This is a genomic window from Pseudomonas marginalis (assembly GCF_001645105.1).
Taxonomy (GTDB): Bacteria; Pseudomonadota; Gammaproteobacteria; order Pseudomonadales; family Pseudomonadaceae; genus Aquipseudomonas; species Aquipseudomonas petroselini.
Genome location: NZ_LKEG01000041.1, coordinates 187,997 through 206,109, shown reverse-complemented (window position 1 = coordinate 206,109; position 18,113 = coordinate 187,997). Strand labels below are relative to the sequence as shown.

The window sequence follows — 18,113 nt, the reverse complement described above, 5'->3', positions numbered from 1 at the left end:
CCGATGAGGCCATCAGCCACGCCCGAGACAATCATTATGAACACCCAACTCCGAATCGCCCTGATCGGCGAATGCATGATCGAACTGCAACACCGCGCCGACGGCAGCTTGCACCAGAGCTTCGGCGGCGACACCCTGAACACCGCGGTGTACCTGCGTCGCGAACTGGGCGACACCGGCAGCGTCGACTACGTCACCGCCCTGGGCGACGACAGTTTCAGCGATGCCATGTGCCGGCAATGGACGGAGGAAGGCCTCGGCCTGGGCATGGTCCAGCGCCTGACCGGACGTTTGCCAGGCTTGTACTGCATCCAGACCGACGCCAACGGCGAGCGCAAATTCCTCTACTGGCGCAACGAAGCCGCCGTACGCGACTGCTTCACCACGCCCGCCGCCGAACCGATCCTGGCCGCCTTGCCGGACTATGCCGTGGTGTATTTCAGCGGCATCACCCTGGCAGTGCTGGGGGAAATTGGCCGTGGGCGTTTACTGCAGACCCTTATAGAAACCCGTCGGCGCGGCGGCAAGGTGGTGTTCGACAACAACTACCGGCCGCGTTTGTGGGCCGGTGTCGAGGCGGCGCGCGCGGCGTATCGTACGGTGTTGGCAGAAGTGGATATCGCCTTGCTGACCGAGGATGACGAGCGGTCGTTGTTTGGCTACGCCGACAGTGAGCAAGTGTTCGCGGCGTACCCGGCGATTGAAGAAGTGGTGCTCAAACGTGGCGCGGATGCGTGCCTGATCCGGTGCAAGGGTGAGCGGTTTGCGGTGCCGGCGATCAAGGTCGAACAGGTGGTGGATACGACGGCGGCGGGGGATTCGTTCAGTGCAGCGTACCTGGCCAGTCGGTTTAAGGGTGGCACTCCGGAGGCGGCGGCTTTGGCCGGGCATCGGTTGGCCAGCCGGGTTATCCAGGTGCCGGGGGCGTTGATTCCCAGGGGGTGAATGGCCGCCTGCGGCGGATCGGGGGCAAGCCCCCTCCCACAGTTGACCGCATTTCATCTGGAGGAATGCAGTCACTTGTGGGAGGGGGCTTGCCCCCGATAGCGGTCCGCAGCCAACCCCTCAATCCCGGTAAAACACCTGCACCAAGTGATACCCAAACTTGCTCTTGATCGGCCCGTGAACCACCTTCACCGGCTTCTTGAAGATCACCGCATCAATCGCCCCCACCATCTGCCCTGGCCGCACTTCGCCCAAATCACCGCCGCGTTTGCCGGACGGGCAGGTGGAGTACTTCTTGGCCAGCACATCAAACGCCTCGCCCTTGGCGATACGCTGCTTGAGTTGTTCGGCTTCTTCGCTGGTTTTCACCAGGATATGACGGGCTTGGGCTTTCATTGATCTCTACCAGGTGTGCGACGGCGCGCGATTATGCCTGAACTCATGGGTCGACGCTGATCATGCTGCGGATTTTGGTCGCCAGCAGGTCGATGGAAAACGGCTTGGCAACCATGTCCATGCCGTCCTCGAGAAACCCCTGGCGCTCGGCGGCTTTCTCGGCGTAACCGGTCATGAACAGCACGCGCAGGCCCGGCCGGTGCTGGCGGGCGATCTCGGCCAGTTGTCGGCCGTTCATGCCGGGCAGGCCGACGTCGGTGACCAGCAAGTCCACGCGCAAGTCCGATTCCAACAGCGGCAATGCGGTACGCGCATCGGCGGCCTGGTGTGCGGTGTAGCCCAGCTCATCGAGTACATTGACCACCAGCATGCGCACCGCCGGGTCGTCCTCGACCACCACGACCGCCTCACCCGCCAGCGCCACTGGCGCCTCGCCCGAGTGGGGCGGCAGGCTGCTTTCCAGCGACGTACCGTGCAGGCGCGGCAGGTACAGGCGCACGCAGGTGCCCTGGCCCGGTTCACTCTGAATCGTCACGTGGCCACCGGACTGCTGGGTAAACCCGTAAATCATCGACAGCCCCAGCCCGGTGCCCTGGCCGATGGGTTTGGTGGTGAAGAAGGGGTCGAACGCCTTGGCGAGGATTTTCGGCGCCATGCCGGTACCGTTGTCACACACACCGAGCATCACGTAGTCGCCGGCCTTGACCGGCTCCAGGGTGGTGATGTCGGTGCCGTCCAGGTAGCTGTTGGCGGTTTCGATGAGTATCTCGCCGCAATCGGGCATGGCGTCACGGGCATTGATCACCAGGTTGAGCAGGGCGTTTTCCAGTTGGCTGGCGTCGGTGTTCACCGGCCAGATGTCGTGGCCCAATTGCACGTTGAGTGTGATGTGCGCACCTTTGGTCCGCCGGAATAAATCTTCCAGGGAGGCCACCAACTGGTTCGGGTCCAGCGGTTGAAGGTCCAACGACTGGCGCCGCGAGAACGCCAGTAACCGGTGGGTCAGGGCGGCGGCACGATGGGCCGAGGACACGGCGGCATCGGTAAAGCGCCCGATGTCATCGCTGCGCCCGGCGGCGATATAGCGCTGCATCAGGTCCAGGCTGCCGATGATGCCGGTGAGCATGTTGTTGAAGTCGTGGGCGATACCGCCGGTGAGCTGGCCCACCGCTTCCATCTTCTGCGCATGGCGCAGGGCATCTTCGGCGCGTTCGCGCTCGAACATTTCGTTTTGCAGGCGTTGGTTGGCCTCGGCCAGTGCCTGGGTGCGCTGGGCGACCCGTTCCTCAAGGTTTTCGTTAAGGTGGCGCAGGGCTTCTTCGGTGAGTTTGCGTTCGGTCTCATCGATCACAAAGATGTAGAAACCATTCACCGAGCCGTCAGTGCTGAAGCGCGGCAGGTACTTCATCAAGGCATGGCGTGGCCGCCCGTCGCAGTGCGGTGTGATGGTCATGAAGCTGCAGGGCTTGCCCTTCAGCGCGGCGGCGATCTTGTCCGCGCGCCCGGCATACACCTCGTCACCGAGCACTTCGCGGATGGTCTTGCCGTACAGCTCCTGGGGCGTCATGCCGTACCACTCCAGGTACGCACTGTTGTTCAGGCGAAAACGCTGTTCATGGTCGACATAGCCGATCAGCACCGGCATGGCGTTGATGATCAGTTGCAGCTCGGTCTGGCTTTGGCGCAGCGCCTGCTCGGTGTGTTTGCGCTCGGTCAGGTCCAGCGCGGCGCCGAGGAAGCGCGCCGGGCGGCCTTGGTGATCCTTGTAGCAACGTCCGCGGGCGAACACCCAGCGCACCTGGCCGTCGGCTTGCAACAGGCGGTACTCCTCGGCGTACTCGGTGCCGAAGGTGATGCAATGCTTGATGCTGCGCGCCACCATGCCCCGGTCTTCGGGATGCACGCCTTGCAGGTAGTCGCTGATCGGCAGCCTGCCAGCCTCGCTGGGGTCGACGCCGTGCAGGTAGGCGAAGTGGGCGTCGGCGATAAAGTGGTCTTCGCCGATATCCCAGTCCCAGGTGCCCACCGCGTCGGTCGCCGCCAGTGCAAGCTGCAAGCGTTGTTCGGTGTTGTGCTGGGCCTTGCGGCGTTCGTTGGTTTCGATGGCGGTGACCAGGATGCCGGCGACACACCCGCTTTCGTCGCGGATCGGGCTGTAAGTCAGGTCCAGCCAGATCTCAGTGTCGCGATTATGGCGTTGCAGTACGAAGCGCTGCTCGCTGAAGGTACGCACCTGGCCACTGAGCACGGCGTCGTAGATCGGCGCGGTAAAGCTTTCCAGCTCCGGCCAGGTCTGGTGCGCCGGTTGGCCCATGGCGTCGGGGTGCTTGTTGCCGGCCAACTGGGCGAAGGCGTCGTTGTAGAGTTGCGTCAGTTGGTTGCCCCACAGCAGGAGCATCGGCATCGGCGAGTGGACGACGATATCCACGGCCGTGCGCAAGCTTTGCGGCCACTCATTGGCCTCACCGAGGGGGCTTTGCGCCCAGTCCAGCCGCGCAATCATTGCGGCGGCTTCGCTGCCGGTGGAGGTTGCCTTCATGTAAAAACCCTGAGCGTAACGCTTTGAAAGATGACAACACCCATTATCCCGTGAGTCGGGAATGGGTGACTACCCCCGAAAAATAGCATGCATTCGGGGATTGTCTTCAAATGAGTGCGTCAGCGCTGAAACCTTTCATCTTTCAGTCAGTTCGCGCCGGTCGCGAAACTGTTCCAGGGCTTGCGGGTTGGCCAGGGCGTCGGTGTTCTTCACCGGTTCGCCGTGCACCACATTGCGCACCGCCAGTTCAACGATCTTGCCGCTGATGGTGCGGGGGATATCGGTGACAGCGAGGATCTTCGCCGGTACGTGGCGGGGTGTGGTGTTGGCGCGGATCACTTGGCGGATCTGCTGCTCAAGGGCTTCATCCAGCTCGACACCGTCATTGAGGCGCACGAACAGCACCACCCGTACGTCATCCTGCCAGCGTTGGCCAATGGCCAGGCTCTCCAGCACCTGCGGGACTTTTTCCACCTGGCGATAAATCTCTGCCGTGCCGATACGCACGCCACCGGGGTTGAGCACTGCGTCGGAACGCCCGTGAATCAACAGGCTGCCGTTGGGGCGTTGCTCGGCATAGTCGCCCTGGGCCCAGACACCGGCGAACTGGCTGAAATACGAGGTGCGCAGCTTCTGGCGATCCGGGTCGTTCCACAAGCCGATGGGCATGGCCGGAAAGTGCCGGGTGCACACCAGTTCGCCTTTTTCGCCAACCAGCGGCTGGCCCTGGTCGTCCCACACTTCAATCGCCATTGCCAGGCTCTTGCACTGCATTTCGCCGCGCCGCACCGGCAACACCGGGTTGCCGATCACAAAGCAGGAGACGATATCGGTGCCACCGGACATGGATGACAGGCACAGCTCGCCCTTGATCTCGCGGTACACGTAGTCGTAGCTCTGCGGCGACAGCGGCGAGCCGGTCGAAATCAGCCCTTTGAGGCTGCCCAGGTCATGGCTCAGGCGCGGTTGCAACCCGGCCTTTTCCAGCGTGGCGAGAAACTTGGGGCTGGTGCCGAACACGCTGATCTTTTCCGCGTCGATCAGGTCAATCAGGCGCTCCGGTCCCGGATGAAACGGCGAGCCGTCATACAGCACCGCCGTGGCGCCGATGGCCAGTACCGACACCAGCCAGTTCCACATCATCCAGCCGCAGGTGGTGTAGTAGAACAGGCAGTCATCGCGGGATAGGTCCGCATGCAGGCCGTGTTCCTTGAGGTGCGTGAGCAGCACGCCGCCGGTGCCGTGGATGATGCACTTGGGCACGCCGGTGGTGCCGCTGGAATAGAGAATATAAAGCGGATGATCGAACGGCACCGCGACGAATTCAGGTTCGCCGCCAGGCCGGTAGAAGTCCGACCACCGCGTGACGCGGGCATGGGTCTGATAGTTCTCGACCCGTGCCTGGGGCCGTGCGTACGGCACAATGATCAACTGCTCCAGGGACGGCAGGCGCGCGAGGATTTCATTGAGCTTGGCGGTCTGGTCGATGTCTTTACCGGCATAGCGGTAGCCCGCGCAGGTGATCAGCACCTTGGGCTCGATCTGGCCGAATCGGTCGATCACACCCTGGGTGCCGAAGTCCGGCGATGAACACGACCAGATCGCCCCGAGGCTGGTGCTAGCAAGCATCCCCACCAGGGTTTGCCAGGTATTGGGCATGCACGCGGCGACGCGGTCGCCTTGAGTGACACCGGCAGCCCGCAAGCTTTTTTGCAGGCCGGCGACATGGGCGGCGAGTTCGGCGTAGGTCAACTGTTCGCGTTGGCCGTCTTCGCTGATGGCCACCACGGCCGGGTGATCATCGCGGCGGCGCAACAGGTGCTCGGCAAAGTTCAGGGTCGCACCGGGAAACCACTGGGCGCTGGGCATCTCGGCGTCTTCGATCAGCACTGCGCTGGGCGGGCTGCGAAACTGCACGTCGAAGAACGCCACGATCGCCCGCCAGAAGTCCGGGCGCTGGTCGATGCTCCACTGGTGCAGGGCCGGGTAGTCGCTGAGCTGCACGCTGTAGCGGTCATTGATAAAGCGCCGGAACTGGTCCATCCGCGTGTTGGCGATGCGCTCCGGGGAGGGTTGCCAGAGGATCTCGGACATAGGCAGGTCTCTTTTTATGTATTAATTCATCCAGACAACACCGGGCCAATGTGGGAGGGGGCTTGCCCCCGATTGCGGTGTGTCAACCACCCGATGTATCAACTGGCACTGCCTCATCGGGGGCAAGCCCCCTCCCACATTTTGAATGCCATTGTCCGCTGTTACTGGGCCAGCCAGCCGCCGTCGATATTCCACGCGGCGCCGCGCACTTGGCTGCCGGCTTCGCTGCACAAGAAGAGCACCAGTTCACCCAACTGCGGCGGCGTCACAAACTCCAGCGACGGCTGCTTTTCCGCGAGCAAATCATGCTGGGCCTGCTGCGGGTCTACGCCGTTGGCGGCGCGATCATCGATCTGCTTCTGCACCAGCGGCGTCAGCACCCAGCCAGGGCAAATCGCGTTGCAGGTGACGTTGCTGGTGGCCGTTTCCAGCCCGACCACCTTGGTCAAGCCAATCACGCCATGCTTGGCCGCCACGTACGCTGCCTTGCCCACCGAACCGACCTGGCCATGCACCGAGGCGATGTTGACGATACGCCCCCAGCCCTTGGCTTTCATCGCCGGCAGGCTCAAACGCGTGCTGTGGAATACCGACGACAGGTTGATCGCGATGATCGAGTCCCAGCGCTCGGCGGGGAAGTCTTCGACCGCCGCCACGTGCTGGATGCCGGCGTTGTTGACGAGGATGTCCACGCCGCCGAATTCACGCTCGGCGTAAGCGATCATGTCGGCGATCTGCGCCGGGTCGCTGACGTCGGCCGGGTGGTGGCCGACCTTGCCGCCGAAGGCCTGCACCTGGGCGACGACCGCACGGGCGTCGCCGAAGCCGTTGAGGATCAGGTTGGCGCCGGCCTTGGCCAGGCTCAGGGCGATGCCCAGGCCGATGCCGCTGGTGGAACCGGTGACCAGGGCGGTCTTGCCGTTCAATGTCGTCATGAAAACCTCACACAATGCCGGTGGCATAGAAAGTACCGATCACCACGAACACCGCGAGGGTCTTGATGATCGTGATGCCGAAAATGTCCTTGTAGGCTTCGCGGTGGGTCAGGCCGGTGACCGCCAGCAGCGTGATCACCGCGCCGTTGTGGGGCAGGGTGTCCATGCCGCCGCTGGCCATGGCCGCGACGCGGTGCAGCACTTCAAGGGGAATATTGGCCGCATGGGCCGCCGAAATAAAGCTCTCGGACATGGCCGCCAGGGCGATGCTCATGCCGCCGGAAGCAGAACCGGTGATACCGGCCAGCAGGGTCACGGTGATCGCTTCGTTGACCAGCGGGTTGGGGATGCCCTTGAGCCAGTCCGCCAGCACCAGAAAGCCCGGCAGCGAGGCGATCACCGCACCAAAGCCGTATTCCGACGCGGTGTTCATCGCCGCCAGCAGCGCACCGCTGACCGCGCTTTTACTGCCTTCGGCGAGTTTGCTTTTGATCGCCGACCAGCCAAACACCAGCACCATGACGATGCCCACCAGCAATGCGGCCTGCACCGCCCAGATCGCCGTCAGCTTGGCGATTTCGGTGGTCACCGGCGTGCTCATCCCCGGCAAGCTGAGGCTGTGGGTCTTGCCGTACCACTGCGGGATCCAGTGGGTGAACAACAGGTTCATCACGCCCACCAGGATCAGCGGCGACAGCGCGATCCACGGGTTGGGCAGGGTGAGGTTCTCGGCGGTTTCCGGCTCGTTGCGCAACTCGGTGCCATAACCTTCACCGGCACGTTGCGCCTTGTTGCGCTGGCGCGCCAGGTACAGCATGCCGGCGCAGAATACGAAGATCGTACCGATCAACCCCAGCCAGGGCGCGGCCCAGGCTGTGGTGTTGAAGAACGTGCTGGGGATGATGTTCTGGATCTGCGGCGTGCCGGGCAGGGCGTCCATGGTGAACGAGAACGCGCCGAGGGCGATGGTCGCCGGGATCAGGCGCTTGGGGATATTGCTCTGGCGGAACATCTCCGCCGCGAACGGGTACACCGCAAACACCACCACGAACAGCGACACGCCGCCGTAGGTGAGCAGGGCGCAGACCAGCACAATCACCAGCATCGCCTGGCGCGTGCCGAGCAAGCGGATCGCCGCCGCCACGATCGAGCGTGAAAAGCCCGACAGCTCAATCAGCTTGCCGAACACCGCGCCAAGCAGGAACACCGGAAAGTACAGTTTGATGAAGCCGACCATCTTTTCCATGAACACCCCAGTAAACGCAGGGGCGACGGCGGAAGGGTCAGTGAGCAGGACAGCGCCGAGGGCGGCGATGGGGGCAAACAGGATAACGCTATAGCCACGGTAAGCAGCCAGCATCAGCAGCGCGAGGGCTGCCAGGGCAATGATCACACTCATGGTGTGTCTCCATCGAATTGTTATTTTTGTGGGTGAGGCTTTGGAGAAGGGCTATAGCGAGATGTGTGCCAATTATTTAAGTGGTTGAAAAATATAGATAATCTTTGGTGGGTGGTATGCCGTTTCAGCTACTGTCTCTAAATTGAGACAAATGATGAACCAATGTGGGAGGGGGCTTGCCCCCGATGGCAGTGTGTCAGTCAACTCACAAGCAACTGAAACAAAGCCATCGGGAGCAAGCCCCCTCCCACATTAGAAAGTCTCTATATTGATAATGGTGTCTCTTTTTGGAGATTAGTCGATGCCCAGGGCCACCATCTTCTTGTACAGCGTCGACCGCCCAAGCCCCAACCGCTTGGCCGCTTCCACCACATTTCCCTCGCACGCCCTCAACGCCGCGCCAATCACCTGCCGATCAAACCGCTCCCGCGCTGCGCTGAACGACTCACCCTCAACCGCCGGCACGGCACTGCCACGTTCCACGGGGGTGAAAGTGCCAATCGCCGCACGAATCTCACCGGCATTCAGCACCAGGTCATCACTCAGCAACGCCGCCCGCTCCAGCACATTGCGCAGTTCACGGATATTCCCCGGCCACGCATGCTGTGCCAGCAAGGCCAACGCCGCGTGGTCCAGTTCATGCTGGCTGCGCAGCTCCTCCAGGATCGCCTCGCTCAATGCCGGAATATCGTCCAGCCGTTCACGCAACGGCGGCACCTGGATCGGCAGCACATTCAGCCGGTAATACAGGTCGGCGCGGAACTCACCGCGCTTGATCGCCGCTTCCAGGTCCATGGACGTGGCCGCGATCACGCGCACATCGCTGTGCAGCATCTCGTTGGAGCCGACCGGCTCGAATTCCTTTTCCTGCAACACCCGCAGCAGTTTGCTTTGCAGCGGCAGCGGCATGTCGCCGATTTCATCCAGGAACAAGGTGCCGCCCTGGGCAATCTGGAATTTGCCCGGACGGCCCTTGCGGTCGGCGCCGGTAAACGCGCCCGGTGCAGTGCCGAAGAACTCGGCCTCCAGCAGGTCAGCGGGAATCGCGGCGCTGTTGATACTGACAAAGGCCTTGTGCGCCCGCGTGGAGGCACCGTGAATCGCCTGGGCCAGCAATTCCTTGCCGGTGCCGGTTTCGCCCAGCAGCAATACCGGCGATTCGGCACTCGCACTGCGCCGCGCCCGGCGTTTCACCTCGAGGCTGGCAGCGCTGGTGCCGATGAAATGCGCGAAGTTGTACTTGCTCTGGCGTGAACGCAGCAGCGAGCGCGTCGAGGCCAGCTCTTGCTGCATGCTCAGGTAGCGCTCGATCAGCGGCGACAGGTTGCGCAGCTCATCAAACAACGCAAACCCGATTGCGCCGATCGCCGCGCCGGCCTCGTTGTGGATCGGCAAGCGCATCACCACCAGTGGCCCCTTGGGCGTGTCCTGGATATCCAGCAGGATCGGCTGGTCATTGCGCACCACCTGGCGCAACAGGCTATTGGAAATCACCTGCTCGCATGGCTGGCCGATGGCTTCGTCGGCGCTTTTCAGACCGAAGCGCTTGGCGTAGCGCTCGTTCATCCAGACGATATTGGCGTCGCGGTCGACAATCACCGTGCCTTCGCTGGACTGCTCGATGATCTCGAACAGCGACTGGATGGCCAGGCCACGAACCTGTTGGTAGTCCTTGAGGTTATCGGTGATGTTCATGTTTAGGCCACCAACACAAATTGGACATGGAATCGCGATCCTTGTGGGAGCGGGCGTGTTTACAAGGGGATGTGCGCCGCTGCCAGCAGCTCTTGGGTGTACGGGTGTTGCGGTGCATCGAACACCTCATGGCTGGCGCCGCGCTCCACCACCTTACCGTCCTTGACCACAATCATGTCATGGGCCATGGCCCGCACCACGGCCAGGTCATGGCTGATGAACAGGTAGGTCAGGCCGTATTTCTCCTGCAGCTCACGCAGCAATGCCACCACTTGCTTCTGCACGGTGCGGTCGAGCGCCGAGGTCGGTTCATCCAGCAGCATCAGCGCCGGCTTGAGTACCAGGGCGCGAGCGATGGCGATGCGTTGGCGCTGCCCACCGGAAAATTCATGCGGGTAGCGGTGGCGACTGGCCGGGTCGAGGCCGACGTCCTTAAGCACTTGGATCACCTGCGCATCGCGGTCGGCCAGGCTGCACGGCGCGTGCACTTCCAGGCCTTCGCTGATGATCTGTTCCACGGTCATGCGTGGGCTGAGGCTGCCGTAGGGGTCCTGGAACACCACCTGCATCTGCTTGCGCCAAGGGCGCATTTGCTGGTTATTCAGCGGGTCGAGCGCTTCGCCTTGGAAGCGGATGCTGCCGGTGGAGTCGAGCAACCGCAGGATCGCCTGGCCCAGCGTGGACTTGCCCGAGCCGGACTCGCCGACAATCCCCAGGGTTTTGCCGCGCTGCACGCTGAGGCTGATGCCGTCCACCGCACGCAGGTAGGTCTTGCGGCGGAACAACCCGCCGCCAAGGGGGAATTGCACGGTCAGGTCATCCACTTGCAACACCGTCTCGCGCGCATCGCTGCACAGCGCATCACCGGCCGGTTCCGCATCCAGCAGCAGTTGGCTGTAAGGATGCTGCGGCGCGGTGAACAAGGTCTCACAGTCGGCCTGCTCAACGATCTCGCCGGCGCGCATGACGCACACGCGCTGGGCGATGCTGCGCACCAGGTTGAGGTCATGGCTGATCAGCAGCAGCGACATGCCCAGGCGTTGTTGCAGGGATTTGAGCAGCAGCAGGATCTTGCGCTGCACGGTCACATCCAGGGCGGTGGTGGGTTCGTCGGCGATCAACAGCTCCGGCTCGCAGGCCAGGGCCATCGCGATCATCACCCGTTGGCGTTGGCCGCCGGACAATTGATGCGGATAAGCCTTGAGGCGTTCCTGGGGTTTCTGGATGCCCACCAGCTCGAGCAATTCGAGGATGCGCGCCTGCGCCGCCTTGCCGCCCAAGCCCTTGTGCAGCAGCAGGGTTTCGCCGATCTGCTTTTCGATGCTGTGCAGCGGGTTCAGGGAGGTCATCGGCTCCTGGAAGATCATCGCAATGCGGTCACCGCGCAGTTTCTGCAACGTCGAGGCCGAGGCGCCGATCAACTCCTGGCCGCGATACGTGATGGAACCGGTGGTGTCGGTGCCCGCTTCCGGCAGCAGTTGCAGGATCGAATGGGCCGTCACCGACTTGCCGGAGCCCGACTCACCCACCAGCGCCAGGCACTCGCCGGGGCGAACGTCCAGGCTCAGGTGGCGGACCACGGTCTGGCCACTGAAAGCGACGTTGAGGTCGCGGATTTCGATCAGGTTCATAGGGGAGGCACTCATGAACGGGGGTCGAAGGCGTCACGCAACGCCTCGCCGATAAAGACCAGCAGCGACAGGATCAGCGCCAAGGTGAAAAACGCCGTGAGGCCCAGCCACGGCGCTTGCAGGTTCTGCTTGCCCTGGGCGATCAGTTCACCCAGCGACGCGCTGCCCGCCGGCATGCCAAAACCGAGGAAATCCAGGGCGCTCAAGGTGGAAATCGCCCCGGTCAGGATAAACGGCAGGTAGCTCAACGTAGCGGTCATGGCGTTGGGCAGGATATGCCTGCGAATGATCTTGCCGTCGCCCAAGCCCAGGGCTCGTGCGGCCTTGACGTATTCCAGGTTGCGCCCGCGCAGGAACTCGGCGCGCACCACGTCCACCAGGGCCAGCCAGGAAAACAGCGCCATGATCCCCAGCAACCACCAGAAATTCGGCTCCACAAAACCCGACAGGATGATCAGCAGGTACAGCACCGGCAGCCCGGACCACACCTCCAGCACGCGCTGGCCGATCAAATCCACCCAGCCGCCGTAATAGCCCTGCAATGCACCGGCGGCAATGCCGATGGCAGCGCTGATCGCGGTGAGCGCCAAGGCAAACAGGATCGACACGCGTGCGCCAAAGATCACCCGCGCCAGCACATCCCGCGACTGGTCATCGGTGCCCAGCCAGTTCACCGCCGAGGGCGGGCTGGGGGCAGGGCGGGTCAGTTCGTAGTTGGGCGTGTCGTCGCTGAACGGGATCGGTGGGAACAGCATCCAGCCGCCGTCCTGCTCTATCAGCTTTTGCACGTAGTCACTGCGGTAGTCGGCCTGGAACGGCAACTGGCCGCCGAACTGCTGCTCGGTGTAACGCTTGAACACCGGGAAATACAGCTCGTTCTTGAAACTCAGCACCAAGGGCTTGTCATTGGCGATCAACTCGCCGCCGAGGGTCAGGATAAACAGGCCGATAAACAGCCACAGCGACCACCAGCCGCGACGGTTCTTCTTGAACCGCTCGAAACGCCGACGCGCCACGGGAGACAGATTAAGCATCAGGCGTTCCTCGCGGCGAAGTCGATACGCGGGTCCACCAGGGTGTAGCAGAGGTCGCCGATGAGTTTTATCAAGAGGCCGAACAACGTAAAGATAAACAGCGAACCAAACACCACCGGATAATCGCGGGACACCGCGGCTTCGTAGCTCATACGGCCCAGGCCGTCGAGGGAGAAGATCACCTCGATCAGCAGCGAGCCGGCAAAGAACACCGCGATAAACGCCTGCGGAATGCCCGAAATCACCAGCAACATCGCGTTGCGGAACACATGCCCGTACAGCACGCGCCGTTCGCTCAAGCCCTTGGCGCGCGCAGTCACCACGTACTGGCGGGTAATTTCATTCAGAAACGAGTTTTTGGTCAGGATGGTCAGCGTGGCGAACCCGCCGATGACCAGCGAGGTGACCGGCAAGACCAGGTGCCAGAAATAGTCGGCGATCTTGCCCACGGTGCTCAGCTCTTCGAAGTTTTCCGACACCAGCCCGCGCACCGGGAACCAGTTCAGCGAGGTGCCGCCGGCAAAGACCACGATCAGGAACATCGCGAACAGGAACGCAGGCATCGCATAGCCGATCACAATCGCGGTACTGCTCCATACGTCGAAGCTGCTGCCATGGCGCACCGCCTTGCGAATCCCCAGGGGTATCGACACCAGGTAGGTGATCAGCGTGGCCCACAGGCCGAGGGAAATGGTCACCGGCATTTTTTCCAGGATCAGGTCGATCACGGTCTTGCCGCGAAAGAAGCTGTTGCCGAAGTCCAACTGCGCATAGCTCTTGAGCATCAGCCACAGGCGTTCCGGCGCGGGCTTGTCGAAACCGTACTGTTTTTCGATGTCGGCGATCAGCTTCGGGTCCAGGCCACGGCTGGCGCGGGAGCCGCCGCTGATGCTTTCGCCGGATGAACCGCCGACGCCACCGCCGCCAATCCCTTGCAGGTGGGCTATGGCTTGTTCCACCGGCCCGCCTGGAGCGGCCTGCACGATCACGAAATTTACCAACAGGATGATCACCAGCGTCGGGATGATCAGCAGCAGGCGCCGCACGATATAGGCAAACATCAGCGTGCACCTCCGCGTTTGTTCAGCTCAGCCTTCATTTGCTCGTTGGTCAGGGGTGTGGGGCTGATTTCCCACCAGGTTTCCAGGGCTTCGTCGTTTTTCGCCTCGATGGCCGGGCGGCCGAAGCGGTTCCACCACGCGGCGGACGTGCCGGGCGGGTAGTAATTGGGAATCCACAGGTAGTTCCATTGCAGCACGCGGTCCAGCGCGTGGGCGTAGGTGAGCATCTGCGCCTGGGTGTCGGCCTTGACCAGGCCCTTGATCAGGCTGTCGACGGCCGGGTCCTTGAGCACCATGTAGTTGTTGGCGCCGGGGTCAAAGGCGGCGGCCGAGCCGAAATAGTTGTAGAGCTCCATGCCCGGCGAGGTAGTGACCGGGAAGCCGGTGACGATCATGTCGTAGTCCCGTGCCATCACCCGGTTCACATATTGGGAGGCGTCGATACGGCGGATATTCAGGGTGATACCGATCTGCGCCAGGTTGCGTTTGTACGGCAGCAACAGGCGTTCGAGGCCAGATTGGGCGTTAAGGAAGGTAAACTCCAGCGGCTCGCCCTCGGCGTTAACCAGCTTGTCGCCGTCCGGTTTCCAGCCGGCCTCTTCCAACAAGGCCAGTGCCTGCAGCTGTTTGTCGCGGATCATGCCGCTGCCGTCGGTAACCGGCGCCTTGAACACTTGGGTGAACACCTCGTCGGGCACCTGGCCGCGCAACGGTTCAAGAATCGCCAGTTCTTCTTGGGTCGGCGGCTGGCTGGCCGCCAACGGGCTATTGGAAAAGAAGCTTTGTTGGCGGATATACATATTGCGCATCATCTGCCGGTTGGCCCATTCGAAGTCCCACAGCATCGCGAGGGCCTGGCGCACGCGGCGGTCCTTGAAGACTGGTTTTTGCACGTTGAACACATAACCCTGGGCCGGTTGCGGCATCTCCTTGGCCAGGTGCGCGCGTTGCAGGCGACCGTCATCCAGGGCCGGGCCGTTGTAACCGATGGAATAGCCGGTGGCGGAAAATTCGCGGTTGAAATCATAGGCGCCGCCGCGCAGTACCTGGCGGGCCACTTCGGTGTCGCCGAAATATTCCAGGCTCAGGTGATCGAAGTTGTACAGGCCACGGCTGACGGGCAAGTCCTTGCCCCACCAGTTCGGGTCGCGGGTAAAGGTGATGGTGCTGCCGGAGTCGATCTTGCTGACCTTGTACGGGCCGCTGCCCAGGGGCGCTTCATAGCCGCCGCCATTGGCGAAGTCGCGGGTCTTCCACCAGTGCTCCGGGAAGACGGGCAGGGTGGCGATATCCAGGGGCAGGGTGCGATTTTCATTGCTGGAGAAATCGAAGCGTACCTGGCGCTCGCCCTCGACCTCGACGTGCTTGACGTCGGCGAACAGGGTGCGAAAGCGCAGGCTGCCTTGGGTCATCAATAGGTCGAAGCTGTAGCGCACGTCTTCGGCGGTGATCGGCTTGCCGTCGGCAAAGCGTGCCTTGGGGTTGAGGAAAAAGCGCAGCGACAGGCCATCGTCGGCGCGTTCCATCTTCTCGGCGACCAGGCCGTAGACCGTGTAGGGCTCGTCGAGGGAGCGCTGGGCCAGGGGCGCGTAAAGCCAGCCGTCGACCTGGGACACGCCGATGCCTTTGTCGATATACGGCAGCACATGGTCGAAGCGCCCAATCTCGATGGCCGAGCGGCGCAGGCTGCCGCCTTTGGGAGCGTTGGGGTTGGCGTAGTCGAAATGGGTAAAGCCGGCGGGGTACTTGGCCGGTTCGCCGTACACCGTCAGGTAGGGTTGGGGCGCCGCGATCACGGCGGAACTGGCCAGCAGCAGGGCCAGGGTCGAGCTCAGCATGTAGGAAAAAGCCAATCGCATTGTCAGCCTTGAACGCCGTGTGAAGAATAAAAGGGATTTGTACGCTAACGGCATCAGCGTCGCCAGTCATCACATGCACAACGGCCCACCAAAAGGCGGGCCGTTGTTTATAGCATCAGCACAGACAGGATCAGTCCTGGCGGCTGGTGACTTCCAGCAGGTGGTAGCCGAACTGGGTTTTCACCGGGCCTTGCACGGTGTTGACCGGGGCGCTGAAGACGACGGTGTCGAATTCCTTGACCATCTGGCCTGGACCGAACGAACCCAGGTTGCCGCCGTCGCGGCTGGAAGGGCAGCTGGAGTTGGCTTTGGCGATTTCTGCGAAATCGGCGCCGCCTTCGATTTGGGCCTTGAGTTCGTTGCACTTGTCTTCAGTGGAAACGAGGATGTGACGGGCGGTGGCTTTGGCCATGGGGAGTAACTCCTTGAGTAAAAAGGGTGAGCGTACCGGATTCAGGCGGTTATTTCCTGGCAAAGTTCCATGGGATTGGCGTACATATCCGTTTCTTCGGTAACGGCTACTTAGGGTTCTGCTCTTACAGCGGGGCACTTTTGGAAGCGCGCCAAAAACGCTTCGCCCCACTACTCGCTGCCTCGCCTAGGCTCGGCATGGCGCGGTGTAGATCAAAAGCAGAGCTGATTGATCTCTCCGCCCAGAGTGGCGGCCTTGGAATCGGCCGGTTTCTGACTGTCGATCTCGGTCAAGTGTGGGAGGGGGCTTGCTCCCGATAGCAGTGGGGCAGTTGCAGAGGTATCAGCTGACACACCGCCATCGGGGGCAAGCCCCCTCCCACCGTTTGATCTCCCTACATCAGGTCGATACGTTTGGCTGGGCCAGTATCCCGGCTCTTTTCAAAAGTGACCCGCCGTAAGGGCGGACAGCCATCCCCCATTAACGGATAGGTACTGCGTCAATCAACACGAGCAGCAGGCACCAAAAACGCCGCCTCCAGCAACTGCCGCGTATACCCATGCTGCGGCGCAGCAAAAATCCCCGCTGCATCCCCCTGTTCCACCACCTGCCCATGCTTCACCACCATCAACTGGTGACTCAACGCCTTAACCACCGCCAAATCATGGCTGATAAACAGATAGGTCAAGTTGTACTTAGCCTGCAAACTGCGCAATAACTCGACCACCTGCCGCTGCACCGTGCGATCCAGCGCCGAGGTCGGCTCGTCCAGCAGAATCAGGCGTGGCTTGAGCACCAACGCCCGGGCAATGGCAATACGCTGCCGCTGACCGCCAGAGAACTCATGCGGGTACCGGTGCCGCGATTCCGGATCCAGCCCCACTTCCTTGAGCGCCGCAATAATCGCCGCCTCCTGCTCGGCAGGCGTACCCATCTTGTGGATGCGCAGCCCCTCGCCGACGATCTCACTGACGCACATCCGCGGGCTCAAGCTGCCAAACGGGTCCTGAAACACCACCTGCATTTCCCGACGCAACGGTCGCACCTGTTGCTGGGTGAGCCGATCCAGTTGCTGACCTTCAAAACGAATGCCGCCCTTGCTGCCGATCAACCGCAGAATCGCCAGGCCCAGGGTGGATTTGCCCGAGCCGCTTTCGCCGACGATGCCCAGGGTCTGTCCCTGGGGCAGGCTGAAGTTGATGCCGTCCACCGCCTTGACGTAATCGACGGTGGTGCGCAAAAAGCCCTTCTTGATCGGAAACCACACTTTCAGGTCATCGACTTCCAGCAACGGCGGGCCAATCACATTGGTCGCCGGGCCGCCGCTGGGTTCCGCCGCCAGCAGTTCCTGGGTGTAGGGGTGCTGGGGCGACTGGAACAGCGTCTCGCAATCGGCCTGTTCAACGATGCAGCCTTTTTGCATCACGCACACGCGATGGGCGATGCGCCGCACCAGGTTCAAGTCATGGCTGATCAGCAGCAGCGCCATGCCTAGCCGTGCCTGCAGCTCCTTGAGCAATTCGAGGATTTTCAACTGCACCGTCACGTCGAGGGCCGTGGTCGGCTCATCGGCGATCAGCAGTTCGGGTTCATTGGCCAGCGCCATGGCGATCATCACCCGCTGGCGCTGGCCGCCGGAGAGTTCATGGGGCAGGGCCTTGAGGCGCTTGTGCGGCTCGGGGATGCCCACCAATTCCAGCAACTCCAGGGTGCGCTGGGTGGCGACCTTGCCGGTGAGCCCCTTGTGCAGGCCCAACACTTCGTTGATCTGTTTCTCGATGTTGTGCAGCGGGTTCAGCGAGGTCATCGGCTCCTGGAAGATCATCGCAATGCGGTTGCCGCGAATGTGCCGGATGGTTTTTTCTTTCAGTGTCAGCAGGTCCTGCCCGGCATAGTTGATGGTGCCGGAAGGATGCCGCGCCAGCGGGTAGGGCAGCAGGCGCAGGATCGAGTGGGCGGTGACCGATTTGCCCGAGCCGCTTTCGCCCACCAGCGCGATGGTTTCGCCGCGCTTGATGTCGAAGCTGACGTTGTTCACCACGCGTTGGTGATGGTCGCCGGTGACGAACTCGACGGAGAGGTCGCGGATTTCGATCAGATTGTCCTGATTCAT

At 62.2% G+C, this 18,113-nt stretch carries 13 protein-coding genes; 1 reads left to right on the top strand and 12 read right to left on the bottom strand.

Features of this window, described 5'->3' with window-relative positions:
- Positions 1-36: 36 nt before the first annotated feature.
- Positions 37-945, top strand: coding sequence for a sugar kinase (locus AO064_RS15400; protein ID WP_064053876.1), 909 nt, complete (start codon positions 37-39; stop codon positions 943-945).
- A 120-nt stretch (positions 946-1,065) separates the two neighbouring features.
- On the opposite strand, the gene AO064_RS15395 is transcribed toward AO064_RS15400, so the two are convergent.
- From AO064_RS15395 to AO064_RS15340, 12 genes are all read right to left on the bottom strand, one after another.
- Positions 1,066-1,341, bottom strand: a complete 276-nt coding sequence (locus AO064_RS15395; RefSeq protein ID WP_003174397.1) for a peptidylprolyl isomerase — start codon at positions 1,339-1,341, stop codon at positions 1,066-1,068.
- A 43-nt stretch (positions 1,342-1,384) separates the two neighbouring features.
- Positions 1,385-3,880, bottom strand: coding sequence for a hybrid sensor histidine kinase/response regulator (locus tag AO064_RS15390; RefSeq protein ID WP_064053875.1), 2,496 nt, complete (start codon positions 3,878-3,880; stop codon positions 1,385-1,387).
- Between the two features lie 135 nt (positions 3,881-4,015).
- On the bottom strand, positions 4,016-5,974 hold the full coding sequence (locus AO064_RS15385; protein WP_064053874.1) for an acetoacetate--CoA ligase: 1,959 nt from the start codon (positions 5,972-5,974) through the stop codon (positions 4,016-4,018).
- A gap of 161 nt (positions 5,975-6,135) precedes the next feature.
- Complete coding sequence (locus tag AO064_RS15380) at positions 6,136-6,909, bottom strand: 3-hydroxybutyrate dehydrogenase (protein WP_064053873.1); 774 nt, start codon at positions 6,907-6,909, stop codon at positions 6,136-6,138.
- Between the two features lie 7 nt (positions 6,910-6,916).
- Complete coding sequence (locus AO064_RS15375; RefSeq protein WP_046034062.1) at positions 6,917-8,308, bottom strand: GntP family permease; 1,392 nt, start codon at positions 8,306-8,308, stop codon at positions 6,917-6,919.
- Between the two features lie 294 nt (positions 8,309-8,602).
- Positions 8,603-10,003 carry a sigma-54 interaction domain-containing protein gene (locus tag AO064_RS15370; protein WP_064053872.1) on the bottom strand — a complete coding sequence of 467 codons (1,401 nt, stop codon included), beginning with the start codon at positions 10,001-10,003 and terminating at the stop codon, positions 8,603-8,605.
- A 59-nt stretch (positions 10,004-10,062) separates the two neighbouring features.
- Entirely contained in the window at positions 10,063-11,634 is a 1,572-nt protein-coding gene (locus AO064_RS15365; protein ID WP_064053871.1) for an ABC transporter ATP-binding protein, read from the bottom strand.
- 11 nt (positions 11,635-11,645) lie between these two features.
- Positions 11,646-12,668 (bottom strand): ABC transporter permease, encoded by a 1,023-nt coding sequence (locus tag AO064_RS15360; RefSeq protein WP_012723831.1) that lies wholly within the window; start codon positions 12,666-12,668, stop codon positions 11,646-11,648.
- Positions 12,668-13,729, bottom strand: coding sequence for a microcin C ABC transporter permease YejB (locus tag AO064_RS15355; protein WP_012723832.1), 1,062 nt, complete (start codon positions 13,727-13,729; stop codon positions 12,668-12,670). The genes AO064_RS15360 and AO064_RS15355 overlap by 1 nt, the downstream gene beginning before the upstream one ends.
- On the bottom strand, positions 13,729-15,588 hold the full coding sequence (locus tag AO064_RS15350) for an extracellular solute-binding protein (RefSeq protein WP_012723833.1): 1,860 nt from the start codon (positions 15,586-15,588) through the stop codon (positions 13,729-13,731). The genes AO064_RS15355 and AO064_RS15350 overlap by 1 nt, the downstream gene beginning before the upstream one ends.
- Positions 15,589-15,718: 130 nt before the next feature.
- On the bottom strand, positions 15,719-16,000 hold the full coding sequence (locus AO064_RS15345) for a peptidylprolyl isomerase (protein WP_010210937.1): 282 nt from the start codon (positions 15,998-16,000) through the stop codon (positions 15,719-15,721).
- A 499-nt stretch (positions 16,001-16,499) separates the two neighbouring features.
- Entirely contained in the window at positions 16,500-18,113 is a 1,614-nt protein-coding gene (locus AO064_RS15340) for an ABC transporter ATP-binding protein (protein WP_012723834.1), read from the bottom strand.

Excerpts from the sequence above, each read along its gene's own strand:
- AO064_RS15400 (WP_064053876.1), top strand. The coding sequence starts at position 37 with ATGAACACCCAACTCCGAATCGCCCTGATCGGCGAATGCATGATCGAA.
- AO064_RS15395 (WP_003174397.1), bottom strand. The coding sequence starts at position 1,341 with ATGAAAGCCCAAGCCCGTCATATCCTGGTGAAAACCAGCGAAGAAGCC.
- AO064_RS15390 (WP_064053875.1), bottom strand. The coding sequence starts at position 3,880 with ATGAAGGCAACCTCCACCGGCAGCGAAGCCGCCGCAATGATTGCGCGG.
- AO064_RS15385 (WP_064053874.1), bottom strand. The coding sequence starts at position 5,974 with ATGTCCGAGATCCTCTGGCAACCCTCCCCGGAGCGCATCGCCAACACG.
- AO064_RS15380 (WP_064053873.1), bottom strand. The coding sequence starts at position 6,909 with ATGACGACATTGAACGGCAAGACCGCCCTGGTCACCGGTTCCACCAGC.
- AO064_RS15375 (WP_046034062.1), bottom strand. The coding sequence starts at position 8,308 with ATGAGTGTGATCATTGCCCTGGCAGCCCTCGCGCTGCTGATGCTGGCT.
- AO064_RS15370 (WP_064053872.1), bottom strand. The coding sequence starts at position 10,003 with ATGAACATCACCGATAACCTCAAGGACTACCAACAGGTTCGTGGCCTG.
- AO064_RS15365 (WP_064053871.1), bottom strand. The coding sequence starts at position 11,634 with ATGAACCTGATCGAAATCCGCGACCTCAACGTCGCTTTCAGTGGCCAG.
- AO064_RS15360 (WP_012723831.1), bottom strand. The coding sequence starts at position 12,668 with ATGCTTAATCTGTCTCCCGTGGCGCGTCGGCGTTTCGAGCGGTTCAAG.
- AO064_RS15355 (WP_012723832.1), bottom strand. The coding sequence starts at position 13,729 with ATGTTTGCCTATATCGTGCGGCGCCTGCTGCTGATCATCCCGACGCTG.
- AO064_RS15350 (WP_012723833.1), bottom strand. The coding sequence starts at position 15,588 with ATGCGATTGGCTTTTTCCTACATGCTGAGCTCGACCCTGGCCCTGCTG.
- AO064_RS15345 (WP_010210937.1), bottom strand. The coding sequence starts at position 16,000 with ATGGCCAAAGCCACCGCCCGTCACATCCTCGTTTCCACTGAAGACAAG.
- AO064_RS15340 (WP_012723834.1), bottom strand. The coding sequence starts at position 18,113 with ATGAATCAGGACAATCTGATCGAAATCCGCGACCTCTCCGTCGAGTTC.